The 21,536-nt window shown below is 49.6% G+C and carries 21 protein-coding genes and 1 tRNA gene; 15 read left to right on the plus strand and 7 right to left on the minus strand.

The window, feature by feature from the left end; genetic code table 11:
- Positions 1-3 precede the first annotated feature (3 nt).
- Positions 4-513 carry a hypothetical protein gene (locus tag ACY0JR_RS20365; protein ID WP_462636010.1) on the minus strand — a complete coding sequence of 170 codons (510 nt, stop codon included), beginning with the start codon at positions 511-513 and terminating at the stop codon, positions 4-6.
- Between the two features lie 30 nt (positions 514-543).
- Between ACY0JR_RS20365 and ACY0JR_RS20370 the strand changes: the two genes are divergently transcribed.
- Positions 544-816 (plus strand): hypothetical protein, encoded by a 273-nt coding sequence (locus ACY0JR_RS20370; RefSeq protein WP_462636011.1) that lies wholly within the window; start codon positions 544-546, stop codon positions 814-816.
- A 109-nt stretch (positions 817-925) separates the two neighbouring features.
- On the opposite strand, the gene ACY0JR_RS20375 is transcribed toward ACY0JR_RS20370, so the two are convergent.
- Positions 926-2,758 (minus strand): ABC transporter ATP-binding protein, encoded by a 1,833-nt coding sequence (locus ACY0JR_RS20375; protein WP_462636012.1) that lies wholly within the window; start codon positions 2,756-2,758, stop codon positions 926-928.
- A 244-nt stretch (positions 2,759-3,002) separates the two neighbouring features.
- On the minus strand, positions 3,003-4,697 hold the full coding sequence (locus ACY0JR_RS20380; protein WP_462636013.1) for a hypothetical protein: 1,695 nt from the start codon (positions 4,695-4,697) through the stop codon (positions 3,003-3,005).
- Positions 4,698-5,030: 333 nt separating this feature from the next.
- On the opposite strand from ACY0JR_RS20380, the gene ACY0JR_RS20385 reads away from it, so the two are divergent.
- From ACY0JR_RS20385 to ACY0JR_RS20395, 3 genes are all read left to right on the plus strand, one after another.
- Positions 5,031-5,993, plus strand: a complete 963-nt coding sequence (locus tag ACY0JR_RS20385) for a GNAT family N-acetyltransferase (RefSeq protein WP_462636014.1) — start codon at positions 5,031-5,033, stop codon at positions 5,991-5,993.
- Complete coding sequence (upp, locus tag ACY0JR_RS20390; RefSeq protein ID WP_462636015.1) at positions 5,948-6,613, plus strand: uracil phosphoribosyltransferase; 666 nt, start codon at positions 5,948-5,950, stop codon at positions 6,611-6,613. The genes ACY0JR_RS20385 and upp overlap by 46 nt, the downstream gene beginning before the upstream one ends.
- Positions 6,614-6,761: 148 nt before the next feature.
- Positions 6,762-7,220, plus strand: coding sequence for a hypothetical protein (locus ACY0JR_RS20395; protein ID WP_462636016.1), 459 nt, complete (start codon positions 6,762-6,764; stop codon positions 7,218-7,220).
- Between the two features lie 155 nt (positions 7,221-7,375).
- Here the strand turns inward: ACY0JR_RS20395 and ACY0JR_RS20400 are convergent, their stop codons facing one another.
- Positions 7,376-8,815 (minus strand): DEAD/DEAH box helicase, encoded by a 1,440-nt coding sequence (locus tag ACY0JR_RS20400; protein ID WP_462636017.1) that lies wholly within the window; start codon positions 8,813-8,815, stop codon positions 7,376-7,378.
- A gap of 781 nt (positions 8,816-9,596) precedes the next feature.
- Here ACY0JR_RS20400 and ACY0JR_RS20405 point away from each other — a divergent pair.
- The 4 genes from ACY0JR_RS20405 (at position 9,597) to ACY0JR_RS20420 (ending at position 12,958) form a co-directional block, all read left to right on the plus strand.
- The gene (locus tag ACY0JR_RS20405) at positions 9,597-10,934 is read left to right on the plus strand and encodes a dihydroorotase (protein ID WP_462636018.1); all 1,338 of its coding nucleotides are present in this window, start codon (positions 9,597-9,599) and stop codon (positions 10,932-10,934) included.
- A 29-nt stretch (positions 10,935-10,963) separates the two neighbouring features.
- Positions 10,964-11,626 (plus strand): hypothetical protein, encoded by a 663-nt coding sequence (locus ACY0JR_RS20410; protein WP_462636019.1) that lies wholly within the window; start codon positions 10,964-10,966, stop codon positions 11,624-11,626.
- 123 nt (positions 11,627-11,749) lie between these two features.
- A tRNA-His gene (locus ACY0JR_RS20415) sits at positions 11,750-11,826 on the plus strand.
- A gap of 211 nt (positions 11,827-12,037) precedes the next feature.
- Positions 12,038-12,958: a PfkB family carbohydrate kinase gene (locus tag ACY0JR_RS20420; RefSeq protein WP_462636020.1), complete on the plus strand. Its 921-nt coding sequence runs from the start codon at positions 12,038-12,040 to the stop codon at positions 12,956-12,958.
- A gap of 132 nt (positions 12,959-13,090) precedes the next feature.
- Here the strand turns inward: ACY0JR_RS20420 and ACY0JR_RS20425 are convergent, their stop codons facing one another.
- A complete protein-coding gene (locus ACY0JR_RS20425; RefSeq protein WP_462636021.1) occupies positions 13,091-13,468 on the minus strand; it encodes a hypothetical protein in 378 nt (125 codons plus the stop codon).
- A 159-nt stretch (positions 13,469-13,627) separates the two neighbouring features.
- Between ACY0JR_RS20425 and ACY0JR_RS20430 the strand changes: the two genes are divergently transcribed.
- Together ACY0JR_RS20430 and ACY0JR_RS20435 are read left to right on the plus strand one after the other, a co-directional pair.
- Positions 13,628-13,945 (plus strand): hypothetical protein, encoded by a 318-nt coding sequence (locus ACY0JR_RS20430; protein ID WP_462636022.1) that lies wholly within the window; start codon positions 13,628-13,630, stop codon positions 13,943-13,945.
- Positions 13,946-14,009: 64 nt separating this feature from the next.
- A complete protein-coding gene (locus ACY0JR_RS20435) occupies positions 14,010-14,291 on the plus strand; it encodes a hypothetical protein (protein WP_462636023.1) in 282 nt (93 codons plus the stop codon).
- Positions 14,292-14,420: 129 nt separating this feature from the next.
- Here the strand turns inward: ACY0JR_RS20435 and ACY0JR_RS20440 are convergent, their stop codons facing one another.
- Together ACY0JR_RS20440 and ACY0JR_RS20445 are read right to left on the minus strand one after the other, a co-directional pair.
- On the minus strand, positions 14,421-15,314 hold the full coding sequence (locus ACY0JR_RS20440; protein WP_462636024.1) for a serine hydrolase: 894 nt from the start codon (positions 15,312-15,314) through the stop codon (positions 14,421-14,423).
- Positions 15,315-15,392: 78 nt separating this feature from the next.
- Positions 15,393-17,132, minus strand: a complete 1,740-nt coding sequence (locus tag ACY0JR_RS20445; protein ID WP_462636025.1) for a M61 family metallopeptidase — start codon at positions 17,130-17,132, stop codon at positions 15,393-15,395.
- A gap of 430 nt (positions 17,133-17,562) precedes the next feature.
- Here ACY0JR_RS20445 and rpmH point away from each other — a divergent pair, with 430 nt between their 5' ends.
- From rpmH to ACY0JR_RS20470, 5 genes are all read left to right on the plus strand, one after another.
- On the plus strand, positions 17,563-17,721 hold the full coding sequence (gene rpmH, locus ACY0JR_RS20450) for a 50S ribosomal protein L34 (RefSeq protein WP_071885432.1): 159 nt from the start codon (positions 17,563-17,565) through the stop codon (positions 17,719-17,721).
- A 35-nt stretch (positions 17,722-17,756) separates the two neighbouring features.
- On the plus strand, positions 17,757-18,167 hold the full coding sequence (gene rnpA, locus ACY0JR_RS20455; RefSeq protein WP_462636026.1) for a ribonuclease P protein component: 411 nt from the start codon (positions 17,757-17,759) through the stop codon (positions 18,165-18,167).
- 33 nt (positions 18,168-18,200) lie between these two features.
- A complete protein-coding gene (locus ACY0JR_RS20460; RefSeq protein ID WP_462636027.1) occupies positions 18,201-19,862 on the plus strand; it encodes a S41 family peptidase in 1,662 nt (553 codons plus the stop codon).
- Between the two features lie 109 nt (positions 19,863-19,971).
- Positions 19,972-20,661 (plus strand): tRNA (adenosine(37)-N6)-threonylcarbamoyltransferase complex dimerization subunit type 1 TsaB, encoded by a 690-nt coding sequence (tsaB, locus tag ACY0JR_RS20465; protein WP_462636028.1) that lies wholly within the window; start codon positions 19,972-19,974, stop codon positions 20,659-20,661.
- A 7-nt stretch (positions 20,662-20,668) separates the two neighbouring features.
- Positions 20,669-21,193, plus strand: coding sequence for a DUF2480 family protein (locus ACY0JR_RS20470; protein WP_462636029.1), 525 nt, complete (start codon positions 20,669-20,671; stop codon positions 21,191-21,193).
- Positions 21,194-21,536: the final 343 nt, after the last annotated feature.

Consider the following 21,536-nt stretch of genomic DNA (forward strand, 5'->3'; position numbering starts at 1 on the left):
GTATTATACAAAAGGCCGAGGATCTGTCGGCGGCAGGTTGGGGTTTTCCTGGGGGTTCAACGTGGGTGGCATAGGAGCCGGGGTAATGATAGGACCCTGCTCTGCGGCCATGTTTGTTCCCCTCTGCTGGCTGGACGAAGGCACGGTCCGCTCTGTGCTGCCGGGGGCAGGTCCAGAAAGGGAAGGTGCGCCTGGGTTTTTAACCTGCTGGTCATAGCGCTGCGCCTTAAAAGCCATTTGCTGGTCATAGTACTGTGACTTCAGTTGGGTGACTTGCCTGCGCTCGCGTTCCAGACTTCGGTTCAGGGTGGCAATATACAAGTTTTCTACCAAGAGTTCTGCCAGCAGCAAACCGGCTCCCGCCCACAGCAGCCGGTTGTAGAACGCCGCATCATGGGGTAAGTCAAACAAAGCCACAAACTTAGAGACGCTTAAAATGCGCAGCAGAAACAGAAAGGCGATGAGCAAATACACCATCACCAAAATATTTAGAAACTTCTTCACAGACTCCATAGACGTACGCGTTAATAAACATTAAGAATAATGAATATATTAAGCTGTACGCAAACGGCGGGAAATAGCTGTAGTAGGGAATGGAGGAGCCGCGTTTTGAGCCTGTTTTCCAAGAAAGGGGCTATTTCCACCACCCTGCCCTGCGGGCACGGCACCCCTGCCAAAGTGGGAGGGGAGTTTCTGTTTCTGTCGCTATACCGCCAACTCAAGAGACCTCGCAGTGTCTGGAAGACCTGCGAGTGTCTGTGCCAGCAGCCTTCCCATAGCGCCAATCTGGAGATTGGCTGTCCGGCTTGTGCGTAGAGCGCTGGCGCTAACTCTACGCACAGCAATAACAAAGCAGCCGTTTTAAGCCTGCTTCTGAGAAAACAAGCATAAAACGGCTTCTAAATAGAGAGAGGCTTTTCTGGGCTTATGAGGTGTGCTGCATTTGGGTGAGTTTGAAGTACAGGCCGCCTTGCTGTACCAGTTGGGCATGGTTGCCGCGCTCTACTATGCGGCCGCTTTGCAGGACAATGATCTCATCTGCATGCTGAATGGTGCTGAGGCGGTGGGCAATGACAATGGAAGTGCGGTTCTTCATTAAGTTGGTCAACGCTTCCTGCACCAGTTTCTCAGACTCCGTATCCAGGGCTGAGGTGGCTTCGTCCATGATCAAAATAGGCGGATTTTTGAGAATGGCGCGGGCAATGCTCAGACGCTGCCGCTGCCCGCCAGATAGTTTACCGCCCCGGTCGCCAATTAAAGTCTGGTAGCCTTCCGGCGATTGCATGATGAACTCGTGGGCATTTGCAATTTTAGCCGCCGCCATGACTTCGGCCTCCGTAGCTTCAGTCTTGTTGAAGGCGATGTTGTTGAAGATAGTGTCATTGAAGAGGATGGACTCCTGCGTCACAATACCCATTTGCTCCCGCACTGAGAACAGCGAGCAATCGCGCAGGTCCTGGCCGTCAATGGTGATAGAGCCTTGGGTAGGATCATAGAAACGAGGCAATAAATCTGCCAAGGTAGACTTGCCACCACCCGATGGACCTACCAGCGCAATGGTTTTTCCTTTGGGGATACGCAGGTTAATGTCTTGCAGAATGGGATCATTGGCGTACTGGAAGCTGACGTTCTTGAACACGATGGCATTGGTAAACTCGGGGAGGGTTTTGGAGTCTGGCCGGTCCCGGATCAACGGTTCGGTGTCTATTAAGGTGAGCACCCTTTCCCCGGAGACCAGTCCGCGCTGGATGTTGCTGAACGCGTTGGAGATGGCTTTTACCGGCACCAGTACCTGCGAGAACAAAGCCAGATAAGCAATCAGGTCTTCGCCGCCTAAGTCAGATTCGCCGCGCAACACCAGAGAACCGCCATAAAACAGAATTCCGGCCACGGCCGAAACGCCCATGAACTCAGAGAAAGGCGAGGCCAGACTGCGTTTGTTGTTCATAGAGGTAATGATGCGGGCGTACAGGCTATTGCTTTCCCTGAACTTGCCCAGCACGTACGGCTGCGCATTGAACCCTTTGATCACGCGCAAGCCACCCAACGTTTCATCAATAATGCCTAAGATAGCCCCCAGCGCATCTTGCCCCTGTGACGACTGGCGCTTCAACTTCTTGGAGATGCTGGAGATAATCAGTCCGGAAACCGGAAGCACCAGCAAACTGAAAAACGTGAGCTGCGGCGAGATGTAGAAAAGCACCACAAAATAACCGATCAGCAGAAAAGGCTCCCGAAACAGCACGTTTAGGGTACTCACCACAGAGTTCTCTACTTCCTGCACGTCATTGGTGAGCGTAGACATGATGTTACCTTTGCGCTGGTTGGAGAAAAAGCCCAGTTGCAACTGTGTGAGGCGCTCAAACACCTGCATTCTCAGGTTTTTCACCACCCGCGCCCGCACTACGCCCTCAATCCGGAGACCGATGTAGCGGAACACATTGGCGAGCAGTACTGAGATCACGAGCATGATACAGATAAAGCGCAGGGCGCCAATGCTGCCTTCGGCTTGGATAATCTGACCTACATGGTAGTAGAAGAACTGGGTGAACCAAGCAATGTTGAATTCAAAGGCCGGGACGGCGGCAGGAATCTCATCCATGCTGTGGGCCTGCCCGAACAATACTTTCAGCAAAGGCGCCAGTAACCCGAAGTTCAGCACCCCGAAGATGGTCGCCAGCAAGGTGGCAATGGCGTACCACGGAACGTACTGGCTAAACGGCCGCGCAAATTTTAAAATGCGGAAATAAGTTTTCATTCCCGCAAAGGTACGGCTTTGCCGGAATGAAACCGCATGTGTTGTACAAGAGGTGTTTAGAGCTTGTTTTCTGGAAAAGAAGGGTAAAGCAGACTTGCCTGGGTGTTCCCAGATGTAGGGGCAATCCCTTGTGGTTGCCCTACATTTGAACTTATCCTCGCTCGCCTCCGGCGAGTGTAAGCTACCCCCACGCAGCCAGAGGCTGCAAGTAGCTCACACTCGCCGGAGGCGAGCGAGGTTTCTTTTAAAAGTCGTGCGTACGCTGCGGAATGTTCCAACGGAAGGAGACCGCTGAAAAGGAGTTGTTTCGGTTAAAACGGCTGTCATTGGCGTTGGCGCGGCGCACTACCTGAGTTACGTCCAGAAACATGTTGTACATGAGTTGGAAGGAAGCGGTGGCTTCGCCGTAAAACTGATTGGTGGTCACGCCATCGCCAATCTGAAAACCGTAATCGCCGGGGCGGGTGGTGTAGGGTTTTAAGACGTTGCCGCCGTAGTTGTACTCAATGAGCCCGCCTTCTGGGTCCAGTGGGTCAACGGTGGGTAACGGGTCCTGGCCGTAGCGGGTGGCAATGGCTTTGGCCGTCAAAGTGAGTTTAGGCAACGGTTGGTACCGCACAATGGCAATGGCTTCGGCAAAGTTCGCACCCATGGGGTGGGCCAAGGGCTGCAAATAGTGCTGGTAGTTCTTGGACGGGTCTTCGTGCTGGTAGGTGTACGGGCGGGCCAGGTTTACTTCTCCCTGTAAATCTAAGTTAGAAACCCCGAAGGCGTCTATGTACTTGGCTCCGCCTTGCAGGGCGAATTTATTTCCCCACCAACCGTTACCAGCGCGCAGCTCACTAATCAGGAATTCATCCAGCACAGCTTGTCCGTAGAGTTGCACCCGGTTATAGATGTTCCACTTAAAATCCATCCCCAGCAAAGCGTTGTCTTCAGAACCCAGGCCCTGTTCAATGCTGCGGTAGAAGATAATGGGATTCAGGTACTGCAACTCAAAACGCCCCCTGTCCCGCCCAAAAATCACAGACTCAAACACGCCCACGTTCAGGTTAGGCAAGATGTTTACGCTGAGGTGGTGCAGCGTCATGTACTTCTTGTCGTAGAGTTGGTCAGCTTGCTGAAAGTTTTGGGTAAGTTCGGCGTACAGGTTGGTGTATTGCAGTTTCCAGATTTGCGTCTGCAGTTTCAGGAAGAAGTACGGTGCCGAGTAATCAGACAAAATCATGGACCGATACCCGTTCCCGATGAAATTGCGGTCATGGCCCAACATCACGCTGATGTGCTTGGTAGCCGCATAATTGATATAGCCTCTGGCCGAGAAAAAGTCATAGCCCCCGCCGTTCCCGAAGGTTTTCCAATAGGCTTCATGCGGCACAATGTTGTCACGTGAAACCCTTTCATTCACGTAGCCGGGTAGTTTGGCCTGATTATCGGCGAGGAAGGTATAAAAACCCAGTTTTTCGTCAATAGTGCCTTCCACCTGTAGCCCGCGGGTGTTAATGTAGCGCAGCCCTTCGGTCTCTGTGTCTTTGCCCGCTTGCAGCCCTATGACTGGATTCACCCGCAAGGTGAAGTCCTCGCTCTCATAATGGTAGAGATCGGTTTTGTTTTTGAAAAACGGGCCTAGAGACCGCTGGCTCTCATTGTTGCGGGAGTTGCGGGTGTAGTTCCAGTTGTCGTTGAGCAGGTAATCAATGTTGTACTCATCAGTGGGGGAACTGGAGGTGGCATCTTGCCGGGCTTCTTCGGCCAAACGGGCAACCCGGGCACGACCGTAGGGCCGGAAGGATGTATGCAGGTCTTCGGTATTGCGTTTAATGTGGTAACGGTCAATAACCCGGTACACATCGGGGTTCAGCGGCACGGTGGCATCTTGTGCCGTTGCAGAACCCGCCAAGAATGATAGACCCAACAGCAGACGGTATGTTTTTCTCATAAAAAGGAATTGAAGCCACGAAGATAACGGATTTTGCACGTGTACTCTCCCCAAGGCCAACAGGTTGCCTTAGGGAAGTTCTGAGTCCTGAGTTTTGAGTCTTGAGTTGTTTTTTGCCTGTTTTTGGAAAAGTAGGGTGAAAATGCTTTAGTGAAACATGGTTCAAGTTTTCAACTTGGACCTACTATGGTCGGAAGTTTGCAACTTCCGTGAGATAGAGGCTTGCTAAACGTTTGTTGAAGCATCAATAGCAATCATACTCTGGAATGCATTGACCCTGCTCTAAAAGGATACAACTCAAAAGAAGCATGAAAACTGTATCTTGCCAGAACCATGATACAGCTAGTACGACACCATGAACTCAACTTCGCGCAGTGGGAGATTTGCCTGCGGAAAGCGGAGGAGCCGTTGGTGTATCTGCAAGCCTGGTATCTGGACGTGGTCTGTGGTGGGCAATGGGAAGCGCTGGTAGAAATGCAGGGCGAAGAATATGTTTCCCTGTTTCCGTTACCGGTTAAGAAATGGCTGGGCAGGAGAAAGGTGTACCAACCGCTGTTCACCCAGCAACTAGGGTTGGTGACCACGCCCGCCAGCAGGTATAGAGAGGTAGAGGAGTACCTGGCGTTCTTGCCAGGCCTCTATGCGGAAGTGCAATACCAGATGCCTTTACCGGCAAACACTACTTTAGAATTGCCGGAGCCCTGGGTTGCGCGGCTGCGGCCGAATTATGAATTGTCTTTAGCGCCTGGTTTTACAGAATTGAGGCAAAACTACAGCACCAACCTCCGCCGGAATCTAAAAAAGGCTGAAGCCGCGCAGCTGGTTCTGAAATCAACCGAGAATATTGCTCCGCTGTTGGAGTTGTTTCAAAGTACCAAAGGAAAAGAACTGCATGGTTTGCGACCTCGGCATTACCGAAGATTGGAAAAGCTTTACCGGCAGGCCCAAGAGAAAGGGACGGGCGAAATTTGGGAAGTACGAAATCAAAATAACTTACTCGCGGCTGCGTTCATTCTCCGCACAGCGCACAGAATCACCTTTTTGTTTGGAGCCAGTTCAGCGCAGGGAAGAACGCACAACGCCATGGCTTTTCTGCTGGACCAACTTATGCAGCAGGAGGCTGGTTCTGGCAAAACGTTCGACTTTGAAGGCAGTGAAGTGCCCGGCGTGGCTAATTTTTATGCCGGTTTTGGTGCGCAGCCGGTCTCCTACGTATCTTTAAGCAGTAAACCTAAACCCACAGCCCTGCAATGGACGCCAACCGTCTTCACATTCTTAGCCAAACACCTTCGTTAGCCAATCATTTTATTTCTGAGTTACGTGACGTGACCGTGCAGAAAGACAGTTTGCGGTTCCGGCGGAATCTGGAGCGCTTGGGCGAGGTGATGGCTTACAAAATCTCAGAAACGTTGCCGTACGCTGAGCAAACTATTCAAACCCCTCTGGCCCAAACGCAGCAAACCCTGTTGCAGGAGTTTCCTATTCTGGCTACTGTGCTACGGGCGGGTTTGCCATTCCACCAAGGCTTTCTCAATTATTTTGACCATTCTACCAGTGCTTTTGTGGGTGCCTATAGGGTAGAAGGGGCCCGTAAACTGTCTGTCCATTTAGACTACATGGCCACGCCACATCTGGAAGATAAAATCCTGATTCTGGTAGACCCTATGCTAGCCACCGGAAAATCATTGGTGCTCACCTATAAGGACATGCTTCAGTATGGCACCCCTAAACGGATCATTATAGCAGCCATTATTGCCAGCCCCGAAGGAGTAGCCCACCTCCAGGAGCAGATTCCACGGGCTGAGCTTTGGTTAGGTGCTTTGGACGAGCACTTGAACGAGCAGTCTTACATTGTACCGGGCCTAGGCGATGCTGGAGATTTAGCCTTCGGTGAAAAAAATGAGAAAGTACAATAAGATACTTTCTTTTGCCCTAATAACTGTTAGTTAAGGTGCGTTACTAAATAAGTATCTTTGCAGGCTGAAGTCTCTAAGGTATTTGGAATAAAGGACTTGCGTGAAATTTAAGAATGATGTTGGAGAACACTTTTGAGGTAACAACTGTATGATTGCTGCAGTTCTGAAATATATTTCTGTTTATTTGCTGAGTGCGGTCAAGTTCTTTGGCGGGCCATTGGCCGGCTTAACTATGGGCCTGTCTTTCTGGGCGACCGTAGGACTCACCATTGCGGGTATGATGACCAGCGTACTGCTTTTCTCCTTGATTGGCTCTGCCGTGCATGACCGGTATGTAGAACGACAGCGAGCCAAAAACAAGCCTATGTTCAGCAAAAAGAACCGCCGTATCGTTTCTGTCTGGAAGCGCTTTGGCATGTCTGGCATCGCTTTTCTTACTCCCATTCTGTTCACGCCCATTGTGGGCACCGTGCTGGCCATTGTACTGGGCGTATCTAAAAGCCGGATTGTGCTGCACATGCTTTGGAGTGCCATTTTCTGGGGATTCGCGGTGACACTTACCCTTTTCAAGTTGAGCCACTTGCCTTTCCTGCAGTTTCTCAAATAATTGTCGATTGTTCTATATAGAGTAAAACACGCTTAAAAACAGAAGAGCCGCTTAGGAAACTAAGCGGCTCTTCTGTTTTTAAGCGTGTTTTTAGAAAAGTGGGTTAAAACTCGATCCCTGACTTTCTACAATCAATAACTAGCAATCAACAACAATTACCGGCTCTTCCGCTTGCTGCCGCCGCCGGCTTTGGTTTTCTTCCAGCCGGCTTTCTTCAGGTCTCTCACTTTTTCGCCTTTGCCTTTGTTCTCGTACTGCGGACGGGCTTTTTTCTCGTGGAAAGCGCCTTTGAAGTTGGGGTCTTGCTGGCGTTTGTAGTTGTCCAGTTCCCGGTTAATGATTTGCTGTTCTTCAAACGGAGTTTCATAGACCTTTACTTCCTCGGGCAAGGGAGCTTCCGGGATCTTCATTTTGATCAGCTTCTCAATGCGCTCAATGTGGTGCATCTCGGCCTCATTCGCGAAAATAATGGAAGCGCCTTTCTGTTCAGCCCGGCCGGTGCGGCCAATGCGGTGCACGTAATCTTCGTAAATGATAGGCACATCGAAATTGATCACGTGACTCACATCATTGATATCGATGCCGCGAGCTGCCACGTCTGTTGCCACTAAATAGCGCACTTCGCCCTCTCTGAACGCTTCCACCGCGTTGATGCGGGTGTTCTGGCCTTTGTTGCCGTGTACTACGCGCACGCCACCTTCGCCTTTGCGGTCCAGGAAAGAACTCACGTTGTCGGCGTTGGTTTTAGAGCGGGTGAAAATCATGACACGGTTGAATGTTTCTCTGTCTTTAAACAGGTAGTCCAGCAGCGCAATCTTGGTCCGGAGGTTGGGCACCTGGTACAGTTTCTGGCTCACGGTTTCTACCGGCGTAGCCTGCGGCGTCACTTCCACCACCATCGGGAACTCCAGAAACTCCTCAGATAGTGTGTGTACCCGCTCGTGCATGGTAGCCGAGAACAACAGGTTTTGCCGTTTACGCGGTATAATTTCCAGAATCTGCCGGATCTGTGGCATGAAACCCATGTCCATCATTTTGTCGGCCTCGTCCAGCACCAAGGTTTTGAGTTCTTTCAGGTGCAGTTCGCCTTTGCGGTAAATGTCCATGAGCCGGCCAGGCGTGGCTACCAGAATGTCAATACCGGCCTGAATGCGCTCAATCTGGGTTTTAGGTCCCACGCCGCCGTAAATACCTACGGTGCGCAAATCTAAGTAAGCACTGAACTTCTGAATGTTCTCTTCAATCTGCATCACCAACTCGCGGGTGGGAGCTAGAATGAGTGCCCGCGGATGTTTGCCCTGGGCGTACTTTACTTTCATGAGCAACGGCAACACATAGGCGGCCGTTTTGCCCGTACCCGTCTGCGCAATGCCCATCACGTCATGCCCAGCCATAGCTAACGGAATAGTCTGAACCTGCACGGGCGTAGGCTTCTGGAAACCCAGTTCGGCAATGGCATTTAATAACTGCTTGTTCAGCTTGAAATCCTCAAAACTAGGCAGCGCCTCTTCTTCCTGCGCGGTTTCCTCTATTGCCTCTGGGGCTATGTTCTCGTCTTGCACTGGGGCAAGATTTTCGTTTTCTTCTTCTATCATTGTTGCAAAGGTACGGAATTGAGATTTGTGTCTACCGTTCAGTCCTATAATACGTTATTGGGCTGTTTTTGGGAAAGCATACAGAAAACAGAAGGTGTTAAAGTACCTTTTCATCTTTTCAGTGATTACCCCGTATCTTTAAATGCATAAAATGCCGCCATATGGAAAAAGTGGTTAAAGTAGGAAAGCTTCGGGAACAGGAGTCAGATTTTCATTACTGGAAGCAAAAAACTCCCCAGGAGCGACTTGCGGCCTTGGAGGTACTAAGGCAGCAATACATTCAATTCAGAAAAGATGTTCAGCCCAGACTTCAGCGAGTTTGTCGCGTTATTAAACCAGCATAATGTTGAGTAAGCATAATGTTGAGTATCTGATTGTGGGAGGGTATGCAGTAACAGTACATGGCTACCCCAGGTACACGGGTGACCTAGATGTCTGGATTGAACCGGCAGATGAGACTGCGGCTAAGATTTTAAGCGTATTGACAGAATTTGGTTTCGGTGCTGTAGGGCTACGGAAGCAAGATTTTCTGGAGCCAGAATCAGTTGTGCAATTAGGTTATCCTCCCGTGCGTATGTATAGATATACTTACACAGATTGATGGCGTTTCTTTTCAGGAGTGTTTTCCTAGAAGGATAGTATTCGATATTGAGGGAATGCCAGTGAACTTCATAAGCCTCCCAGATTTACTTAAGAATAAGAAAAGTACCGGTAGAACAAGGGATATAAATGATTTAGAAAATCTTTCTGAATAAATTAAGTCATGGACTAACTTAGCACCATGAACAGCATCCTGATCAAGAACGCGCAACTGGTAAACGAAGGCCAGATCCAATCCGCCGATGTACTGGTAAAAGACGGCCTCATCCACACCATCGGGCAAAACCTCAATGCCATTGCCGATACGATTATAGAGGCACAGGGCCAGTACCTACTGCCCGGCATCATTGACGACCAGGTTCACTTCCGGGATCCTGGCCTTACCCACAAAGGCGATTTATACAGCGAGCCCAGAGCCGCGGTAGCCGGAGGCGTGACGACGTTCATGGAAATGCCCAATACCGTGCCTAACGCTACTACGCAGGAACTGCTCCAGCAGAAGTATGACACCGCGGCGCAGAAGTCCTTGGCGAACTACTCGTTTTTCATGGGCGGCACCAATGACAACTTGGAGGAGATCCTGAAGACTGATCCGCGTAGCGTTTGCGGCATCAAGCTGTTCATGGGCTCCAGCACCGGCAATATGTTGGTGGATAACATCAGCACGCTGGAAGAAATCTTTGCCAAGTCTCCCATGCTCATTGCCACCCATTGCGAGGACGAAGCTACCATCCGGGCCAACATGCAGCAGGCCACCGAGCAGTACGGCGACGCAATTCCCATGAGCATGCATCCGGTCATCCGAAGTGTAGAGGCCTGTTACAAATCGTCCAGCATGGCGGTGGAACTGGCCAAGAAACACAATACCCGCCTGCACATCCTGCACATCAGTACCGCCGAAGAGCTGGCTTTGTTTGCGAATGACGTGCCGCTGGAGCAGAAGCGCATCACCGCCGAGGTCTGCGTGCACCACCTGTGGTTTGACGCGGCGCAGTACGAGACGCTGGGTGCCCAGATCAAATGCAATCCCGCCATTAAAGAAGCACGCCACAAAGAAGCGCTGTTTCAAGGCCTGCTGGATAATAGACTGGACATCATCGCCACGGACCATGCGCCGCACACCTGGGAAGAGAAACAAGCCGGTACCTATAAAGGAGCACCTTCTGGATTACCGCTGGTACAGCATTCGTTACAGGTGATGTTGGCGTTCTATCAGCAGGGCAAGATTTCTCTGGAGCGGATGGTGGAGAAAATGTGCCACGCCCCAGCCATCTGTTTTCAGGTAGAAAAGCGCGGCTTCATCCGGGAAGGGTATTGGGCCGATCTGGTGTTGGTAGATTTAAACCAGAGCCAAACGGTAGCCAAAGATGACATTTATTATAAGTGCGGCTGGTCGCCGCTGGAAGGGCAAACTTTGCCCGGCGTGGTGACGCATACCATTGTCTCTGGGCATCTGGCGTATCAGAACGGACAGTTTGATGAGAGCAAGAAAGGGGAGCGGGTGCTGTTTAGCCGGTAATTTGTGTCCATGAACCTAAAAAGCATCTTTTGAGAACGAAAAAAATCCGTGGATTAAAGAGACGGCAGAAAAACATAGATGAATGGTTTGAAGCTAACAAGCTAATCGACTTAAAGCTGCTTAAGAGAACAGGCTATTATTACTGCAAGGCAAAGATTGACCCTTGGTCCAATCTATATTATGATGCAACGTATCCTTCAGATTACAGGAAACAGTTGTTCTCAAGGCTTTTGGATATCCATGCTTTTTGGAAAGCACAGCTGACGGCCAATTTTGCAGAGTTCTATCTTGCTATTTGGGTGTTTGAGCATGATTTTATAGACTCCCAGGTCGTTGCGGCAGTTGGGGAAGGGGCTTTCGATTATGAGGGAATGTGGCCTGAAGCCCAGCCGCAGGTTGTCTTTCCAACCATGCTTTTTAGTAATGAATTGGAGCGGATCAAGCTTTTCAACTGGTTTGCTTCAGATGACATGAGTTTTATCCGCGAAAGCGATTTCTTGGATGCAAAAATTGATGACTTTTTCAGTCCAGAGGATTATTACGGAAATCAACGGTATTACCGAAAGCTTGTAAAGTCAAATACGCCCATTAGGTTGGTTGGAGAAGAAACGGATCAAGAAAGGATGTTTGTTTTAAGGCTTGGTAATGTTTGGATTGGTCAAGAAGTAAAGGCAGTTACACCAAGCATTTAATTTGCCTCACAACAGATTGTCCTCATGTCTTTTGTGTAGTGAGGAAGAAAATATTAAAGAAAATTAGCGGCAGAAACTTGCGTTGAATCTCCAAACCCACTACTTTTGCTATCCAATTACACGGTGGCCGTAGTTCAGCTGGTTAGAGCACCAGATTGTGATTCTGGAAGTCGTGGGTTCGAACCCCATCGGCCACCCCAAAAAGCTCCTGATTCGTCAGGGGCTTTTTTTGTTTTCGGGCGAAAGCGTATCAGGTAGCAAATATCACGTATCAGGACTATTATCTTGAGAGGTGGATGCTTGCAAAGGATGAGTGCTTTTTTTGCCGATTTTGAGCTTTATCAGATTTAAAACAATCTTGCTACGCGATACGTGCTACTTGATACGTCTCGCGCATAACTGAAAAAACACATGAGTCTATTAGTAATCGGGTCGGTGGCGTTTGATGCGCTGGAAACTCCGTTCGGGAAACGGGAAAAGATCATCGGCGGAGCCGGAACCTTCATTTCTTTATCCGCGGCCAACTTTGTGCAGCCCGTGAACCTGGTTTCTGTGGTAGGCGGCGATTTCCTGAAGTCAGACATTGCCATGCTGCAGAGTAAAGGCATCAACGTAGATGGTTTGCAGATCAAAGAGAACGAGAAATCGTTCTTCTGGTCGGGCCGCTATTTTAATGACATGAACAGCCGTGAGACGCTGGTGACGGAGTTGAATGTGCTGGGCGACTTTGACCCGGTAATCCCTGAGAGCTACCAGAATTGTAAATACCTGATGCTGGGTAATCTGGCCCCGCAGGTGCAACGCCAGGTAATTGAGCGCCTGACCAACCGTCCCAAACTGATTGTAATGGACACCATGAACTTCTGGATGGATATTGCCTTGGAGGAACTGGTGCAAACCATTGGCATGGTAGACGTGCTCAGCATCAATGACGAGGAAGCCCGCCAACTGAGCGGCGAGTACTCTTTGGTGAAAGCCGCCAAAAAGATCATGGGCATGGGACCTAAATACCTTATCATCAAAAAAGGCGAGCACGGTGCGCTGTTGTTCCACAGGGAAGAGGTGTTCTTCGCGCCGGCATTGCCGCTGGAAGAAGTGTTTGACCCCACCGGTGCCGGTGATACGTTTGCCGGTGGTTTCATTGGCTACCTGGCTTCTACAGATGATATCAGCTTTGAGAACATGAAACGTGCGGTAATCCACGGTTCGGCCATGGCGTCTTTCTGCGTAGAGCAGTTCGGGACGGAGCGATTGGTAGATCTGCAGCCAGATGAGGTGGTGCAGCGTGTATTGGAATTTGTGAAGCTGGTGAACTTCCAGCCGCAAGCCTAAGCGTTTAGTGGCCATTTTTGAAAATTCAGCCTTAAAACACATCTAGAGTAAAAAGCCCGGGGCTACTGAAATTTTCAGTAGCCCCGGGCTTTTTTGATGTATTCAGGAAAAGAGGTGCTAAACTCAACCCTTTCAGACTTTAAACCCCAGCCATCTTCTGGCGGATTTAAGGTCTGTGAAGTATTGGATGTCAATGTCGCCGCGCTGGCACATGCTTTTGTTCGTGGATTCTACGCTTACCTTCCCGAAGTAATCTTGCGGAATAAGGAAGGCCATGTGGGTAACACCGGCTTTGACGGCTCTGGGAAACCACTCTTCATTGATCCACTGCTGGTTTTCCTGCTGAATGATCTTTATGCGACTGGTGTCTACCAGAATCTTGGAATAGCCGGTTTCCTGTACCAGGGCAAGGCTGTCCTCGGCAATCTGCTTAAATTCAGGAGACTTTAGAAAACCCTCAAAGATGGCCAATACAGCCTTTAAATTTATGTCTACTTGGTTCGTCCTCATGCTTCATCAAGGCCGCCATTCCCCTTCCCTCAGGTAAATGCCGCCTGCTCCGTTTTCCTAACGTGTTTTAGGGGAGATTTAGTGAAAGGAAGGTGAAAACTGTTTAAAAATCAGAAAATCTGACAAGATTTTTCTAAGTTGGTTTTTATTGAAAGAGCAATGCAGAAGAAAAATGATACAGCGCTGGCCATTTTCATAGGAGCCGTGGTGTTCCTGGCCCTGGAGGTGGCTGTCTATTACAGCTTGATGACTTGGCTTATTCCCACAGCACCCGAAGTAGAGGAGCAAGGCGGTTCTATTGTGCGCAATTGGAACAAAGTCATGTACTTTATTCTGGTTTATATGGCTGTATTGGTGGGTGCGTTGCTGCTGGCCAGTTCTCAGGTGCCGCGCAATTACCGCAAGCACGTGCTTTTCTGGTTTTACCTTTCGTTGCCCACGCTGCTAGTGATCTTGGTGCTGGCTTTTAGTGGATAATCGGTATACTTTTCACCAAGGTGCTCGTATAGAAGGTATCAACTTAACCCAAAAGGAGGATTTTATGAGCAGCAATAAGAAGAATCACAGCGGAGAAAAGGATAATACCAAAGGCGGTTTCATTGATAACACAGATAAAAACCACCTGACCCCGGATGACCAAACGCCCCAAACCCCTGAGAGTAGTTACCACAGCTCCAAGAGCGGCGGCACCACCATTCAGGACGAGCGGGCAGTGTCCAGAACCGGTAACAACAACCGTGAAGGCGTGAACAACTCCTACGGCGATGGCGGCGACAGACCTCGCAGTAACCCAAGCGACAACCAAGTAGATCGCGGTAAATAAGAGTTCTCTTTATTGATTGATAAAAAAGCGGAGGCTGCCCATCTAATGGGCAGCCTCCGCTTTTTTATGCTTCAGGTCAAACGAGAAGCGAGATTCCTAAACTCAGAACTCAAGACTCAGAACTCAGGACTAATTCACAACGTGCCGGTAAATCATTTCAGAGACGTTGGCCATGGCCGCAATGCCGGCTTTTTCATCTTCCAGCCCTTTGGAGAGTAAGACCAAGACATATTTCCGGCCATCGGGCAGAAACACAATGCCAGAGTCATGGCGTACGCCGGTGATCCAGCCGGTTTTGTGGGCTACTTTCACGTTTGGGGGCAGTTTGGCAGGAATAAGGTCATTGTGTTTCTGGTCCAGCAAGACCTTGATCATTTCCTGAGAAGCCGTTTCGCTCACAGTTTCTCCTTTTGCCATCTTCTGGAACAGCAGCAGGAGGTCATAAGCCGTGGTGGTATTGTTCATGCCTTTCTGGTACGCTTTGGTGTCTTCCACCCCGCGCAGCACCTGAATGTCATTCGCCCCGAAGCTCCGCATGGTTTGGGTTACGTTCTTCGCGTCCAGCTTTTCAATCACAATGTTGGTGGCTAGGTTGCTACTCTGGATAATCATCTTGTAGAACAACTCAGCTATGGGCCGCTTTTGCCCTAGTTGGGAGTATAGTTCCTGTTCACTGTCGTCCTCGGGACTAATGCTGAACGGGCTGCCGTCCACAATACTTTTGAACTCGTTCTTCACCAGAATAGAATCCGTTAAGGCAAATTTCCCCTCAGAGGCTTGTTTGTAGGCTTCTATGAGCACCGGCGTTTTCATGGTGCTGGCTGCGTGGAAACTTTCGTGTTCGTTCAGCAACAGTTCTTCGCCGGTATCCAAATTCTTAAACGCCACCGCGAACGTGCCTTTCTGCTTGCCTAGTTCGGCCAGTACCTGTTCTCTCAATGCAAGCATTTCCTTGTTCTGTTTAGTAACGGTGCAACCCAGCAGCAGAAACACCAATGTCAGGCTAGCGATGGAAGTACGCATGGTTTTTTCTGATTTACGCCCAAGGTAATGAAGCCCGCCCACTTAGCGCTCATTTTCTGAAAAACAGCCTGGAAAAGACTAAAGAATAGCAGCTCCAAAGTCCTGCTTAAGCCAGCGTTTGAAATTAGCCTGTTGTTCGGCCGTGGCCGATGGATTCTTTTGCACACAATACTGCGGAAGATAGAGGATGCCGTCGGCTTTCAGGTTCACCATTTTAAGGGTCTTTTGCCGAAACAAGGTCACTTCTATCTCTGTCTGGCCTTTGAGTAAATGCGGCAGATTGCCGTTCTCCAGTTTTCGGCCGTTGACGGCAATCAGTTCATCGTCTACGGACAGCACTGCGGAAGCCGGTGAGCCGGGAACCACATAACTGATGACCGTAGAGGTTGACGGCGCGGGATTCAGCCGAAAACCGAATACACTTTCATACGGCAGCACGGCCGGTGCTTTCTCCAGCGTACAACCTACGTAGTCTAGCGCCGGTGCCAACCACTTCTCAAAAGCAACCGTCCCAAAAACCATCTCCCGGAAATACTTCTCCAGTGAGACACCTGCCACCTCCTCGGCCAGCCGCTGGTAGTCTTCCTCTGCGTACCCAATGCCTGGCTTCCCGAACTCTTCCCACATGCGGCGCATGACCTCATCCAAGGAATGAGTGTTTTGGGTGGCTTTTCTGATTTCCAGGTCTAAAACCAAGGCCGCGATACAGCCCTTGTGGTAAATGCTCACTTTGCGGTCTGGGATGCCAGGTTTGTAACCGTCCAGCCAGGTGTCAAAAGAAGAATCGGCTACGGAAAGATTTGCCTCGCCCTGGTCTACAGTGTGGCGTTTGAGGACGGTGTTCAGTTCCTGGAAGTACTGGTCAGCAGTAAACACACCGCTGCGGGCCAGCAGGTAATCGCCGTAGTAAGTGGTCACGCCCTCGGCCACGTAGCCAGTTCTGAAGTAGTTCTCCCGGGTGAAATCATACGGCAGCATCTCCTTCGGCCGTATCTGCTTGATGTTCCACGTGTGAAACAGTTCGTGACAACTCACGCCCAGCAACTCCTTATATAGAGTAGGTGCCATCAAAGCCTCCGAAGGCCCCAACGTGATTACCGTTGAATTCAGGTGCTCTACCCCGTGGTAATGCTGATACGGCAGAATGATGTTCAGGAAATGGTAATCCTTCACCGGGAAGGTCTGGAACAAAGCCAACTGCTCTTGGGTAAACGCCCTGAAATGCAACAGAATCTGCTTCCAGTCCGGTGCGCAGTCACCTTGAAACCACACGTGGAACGGAATGCCCTGCTCTTCATACACCTCATGCTGTAGTGTGGCACTAGCGATAAACGGCGAATCTACCAAATGGTCAAAGTTCTGGGCTTCCAACGTGTGCCGCTTCGGTTCTGGGAGCCCACAGGCAATTTGCCATTCTTCTGGTATGCTCAATGACAGCGTGCAGACTTCTTGTTCCTGTCCCTCGGCGGTAAGCAGGCAATTCACGGGGTTTACGTACAGAAAATCTTCGGCCAACCAAGAGCCTCCCGCATCCATTTGGCGGGCATAAAAGTTATAGCGCACTTCCAAGGTTTGGTTTCCCTGGGTTTCTACGCGCCAACGGTCTTTGGTTTCTTTTCGGAAGGGTAGGGGAGAGCCGTCTGGGGCCACTACTTCAAAGCCCTGCAACTTCTGCGCGAAATTCTGCAACTCGTACCGTCCCGGCCGCCAGGCAGGCAATTGCAGGTACAATTCTGGTGTGGAAATGTTTTCGATAGAAGTCCGGACTTGCAGAAAGCCCGTAAGCGGATTCTCAAAGGAAAGGTGGTAGTGCGGCACAGTGTGTCTGTTTAGGCGTTTTTCTCTTATAACGAAGGTAACACGTTTTAAGGCTCATTTTATGGCACCATTAAAAAGAAGTACGGACAGGTCGCGACCTGTCCTCCCGCATTCCTGATCTTGGCATTCCCCGGTGCATTCCTGATCTTGGCATTTCCCTACGCTTTCCTTGGTAGTAAAGGCTGCTGCTGAGAGCCACCGTTTAGGACAGGGCGCGACCTGTCCGTACTTTTCGGGAATGAAGCTCCTTTTCCCAACTTCGTTTACCTAAATCAGCCTTAAAACGCTTATTTTTGGGCCATCTAGTGCAGCAGGGCTTTCAGCCGAACGGGGTAACGTGCAAATAATCAAATTAAAATGTGGAGTGAGGTTTGATTTATCAGAATTCATTTCCTAATTTTGCAGCCCTTAATATAATGTTTAGTGTAAGATGAAAAGAACATTCCAACCTTCGCAACGCAAAAGAAGAAATAAGCATGGTTTTCGCTCAAGAATGGAAACTGCCAATGGTAGAAGAGTATTAGCTAGCAGAAGAGCTAAAGGCCGTCATAAACTGACCGTTTCTGACGAAAGAAGACATAAAGCCTAATTTTTCTGAGTAGCTCGCTGCAAGGCGCCTCGCGAATGGGTTCCTTCACTGAACATTCTGCAGAAGAGCATTCGATTTCTTATAGATTTCCGAAAGAAGAACGTTTACGGAGCAAAAAGCTGATTGAACAGCTTTTCCGTGAAGGTTCTTCTTTTAATTCCTATCCGCTCCGTTTCGTGGCCATGCACGTTCCCGGCCCTTCTGAACTCCCCGTTCAGGTAATGGTCTCCGTCTCTAAGCGGAACTTCAAAAAAGCCGTGGACCGCAACCGTATCAAACGGCAAATGCGCGAAGCGTACCGGTTGCACAAACACGCGTTCTTCAGGCCAAATCCAGACGGCGGCACGTGGTACATTGGTATTCTTTACATTGGGAAAGAAAAAAGTCCTTTCAATTATATCAGCAAAAAACTAAATTCAGGGCTAGAGCGTTTGCTAACTAAATAGTCTTCCCTTTTTCCCGTTTTCACCGCTGCTGATATGTTGAAGAAAACTTTTGCCGGCCTATTGGTGGCGGGCACCGCGTGGGGCCTTTTCTCGTTCACCAACGACGGCTCTGAGCGCTATTTCGATATCGCCAAAAACCTTGACATTTTCGCCACGCTCTTCAAAGAGGTAAATACCTATTACGTAGATGATGTGGCTCCCTCCAAACTGGTGCGCACCGGCATTGACGCCATGCTTAAGTCACTGGACCCTTACACCAACTATATTCCCGAAGACGACATTGAAGACTTCCGTACCATGACCACGGGTCAGTACGGCGGTATAGGTGCTTTAGTGGGAAAACGCGAAGGCCGCACCATTGTCTCGTTGCCGCATGAGGGTTCTCCGGCCCAGAAGGCAGGCTTAATCATTGGCGATGAAATCCTGAAGATTGACGGGGTAGACCTTTCCAAAAAATCTGACAACGATATCAGCAAACTGCTCAAAGGGCAGGCCGGCACCATCGTGAAACTGGAAATCAAGCGTTTCGGTACGGAGAAGCCCATAGTGGTGGATGTCACCCGGGCCAACATCCAAATCAACAATGTTCCTTATTATGGCATGGTCACGCCTGAGATTGGCTATCTGCAACTCTCTGGGTTTACCGTTGACGCAGGCCGCGAGGTGCGCAATGCCGTGACCAAGTTGAAGGAGCAGGGAGCCAAGAAAGTGATTCTGGACTTGCGCGATAATCCCGGTGGTTTGTTGAACGAGTCGGTGAACATCTCTAACCTGTTCCTAGCCCGTGGAAAAGACATTGTGAGCACCAAGAGCAAGGTGTCTGATTGGAATAAAATGTACAAGGCCCTAGATGAGCCGCTGGATGTGCAGATGCCGTTGGTAGTCCTGACTAGCAATAACAGCGCCTCGGCCGCCGAGATTGTAGCCGGTGCTTTGCAAGACTATGACCGGGCCGTGCTGGTGGGTGAAAGAACCTTCGGAAAAGGATTGGTACAGATGACGCGTCCGCTCTCCTATAACTCTCAGTTGAAAGTAACCACCGCTAAATATTATATCCCCAGCGGCCGGTGCATCCAAGCCATTGACTACGCCCACCGAGATGCAGACGGTACGTTGCACAAAACCCCAGATTCTTTGCGGGTAGCGTTCAAGACGGCTAATGGTCGCGTGGTATATGACGGTGGTGGCATCAGCCCAGACGTGGAAGTGAAAGACCAACCTGTGCCAGATATCATCCGCAAACTGATGACAAAGAACTACATCTTTGATTACGCCACCCGGTTCAGAGCGGCTAACCCAACCATTGCTTCGGCCAAAGACTTCCGGTTGTCAGATGCCGAGTATCAGAAGTTCATCACCTTTCTCAACGGAAAAGACATCTCCTATTCAACCGATGTGGAGAAAGCCTTAGACAACATGATCAAGAAAGCGAAGGAAGACAAGCACTATGAGGAAGTGAAAGGCGATATTGAGCAGATCAGAAAGAAAGTGGCCGCCAACAAAGGAAATGACCTGCTCAGATTCAAAGCCGAGATCACTGAGTTGTTGGAGCAGGAGATTGTTTCCCGTTATTATCTGCAAAAAGGCCTGGTGGAAGCCACTTTCAATGACGATAAAAACATTGTAGCAGCGGTAGAGGTCTTGAACAACCCGTCGCGCTACCAGAGTTTGCTTACCACCAGCACCAAGAAATAGAGTTTACTCTCTTTTGTATATAGTATAATAAGGGCAACCAGAACATGGTTGCCCTTCTATTTTAGAATAGCGTAGCTTTGCAACCCAGTTACTGCTTAGCTTTTTGCCCATGGCGTATATTTTATCTTTAGAAACTTCCTCCTCGGTCTGTTCTGTGGCTTTACACCAAGACCAGGCTTTGCTCTCTTATGCAGAGCTTCAGATGGAAAAGTCGCATTCCTCCCACATCACGGTGATGGTGCAACAGGTGCTGGAATATGCCGGCGTGAGGTTGGAACAGGTAGATGCCGTAGCCGTTTCTGGTGGACCAGGATCCTATACCGGCCTGCGCATCGGCTCAGGAACAGCTAAAGGCTTGTGTTTCTCACTAGATAAGCCATTGCTTTCGGTAAGCACGCTTGCCTCCATGGCGCAACAAGTCATCTCGGTTACCCCCGCTCCGGAGCGGTATTTGTTCTGCCCCATGTTAGATGCCCGCCGCTCAGAAGTATACACCTGTCTCCTGACGCATGATCTGGAGGAACAAAGGCCCGTAGAGCCGATGATTCTGGAAGCTTCTAGTTTTGCCGCTGAACTGGAAAAACAGCCCATAATCTTCTTCGGAAGCGGCGCAGCCAAGGCCCAGGAACTTCTGGCACCACACCCGAACGCTTTTTACCTGGAGAATGTTAAACCTACAGCCAAGGCTATTGGTGTTTTAGCATGGACAAAGCTACAAGCAGCAGAATTTGAAGATGTGGCTTATTATGAGCCTTTCTATTTAAAAGAAGTATATATCACCAAGCCCTCAGGGAAATAAAGGAAAGATGGAAGAGTTTGTAAACCGAGTAGCCAACAGTGGCCTCATCACTTTAAACCTGGAAGAATACCTGCACCCCGGTGAGCGCGTCATCTATGATATAAAGGACAACCTGTTCATGGAACTGATGCTGCGCGAAAAGGATTTCCGTGCCTTTGTCAAGGACAATGACTGGTCGCAGTACGCAGGCAAGAACGTAGCCATCATCTGCTCTACAGATGCCATTGTCCCTACCTGGGCCTATATGTTGCTGGCAAGTAAACTGCAGCCCTTCGTGAACCGCTACGTATTCGGTGATCTTGATGCGTTAGAGCAGGCCTTGTTACAAGATGCTATCGCCAAAATAAATGCCGAAGAGTACAAAGATGCCAAAGTAGTAATCAAAGGCTGCGGACAGATTCCGGTTCCTACCTATGCCTATGTAGAGATCATGCAGAAGTTGTTACCGGTAGTAAGCAGCATTATGTATGGTGAGCCCTGCTCCACCGTTCCTATCTATAAAAAGCCGAAAGACAAAGTAGCCACAGTCTAACCCTATGGCTTTAGCTTAACCGGCTGTATTCTTAAATTACAGCCAAGATGCGATTGCGAAAGATGAACTGTTTTTAGAAAAGCAGGCCCAAAGCAGAATAGGTGTACTGATGAAGATAAAAGAGACAAGGTGGCATCATCTTGTCTCTTTTAGTAAGATCTACTCGATCTAAGGGTGTTTTCAGCTTTGATTCCTAAAAATGGCGTTAAAACGAAGTAAAACTTCAATCAGCAGGGAACTCTCGGGCACCTGATCTTGGTTACGTCTGAGGCTCCGGCCGGGAGTCCTATCCAAGTTTCTCTACTGAGGAAAATATTTCCTGCTTGGAACTTCCTGCGTCTCG

The organism is Rufibacter sp. JT3400010 (assembly GCF_054956755.1).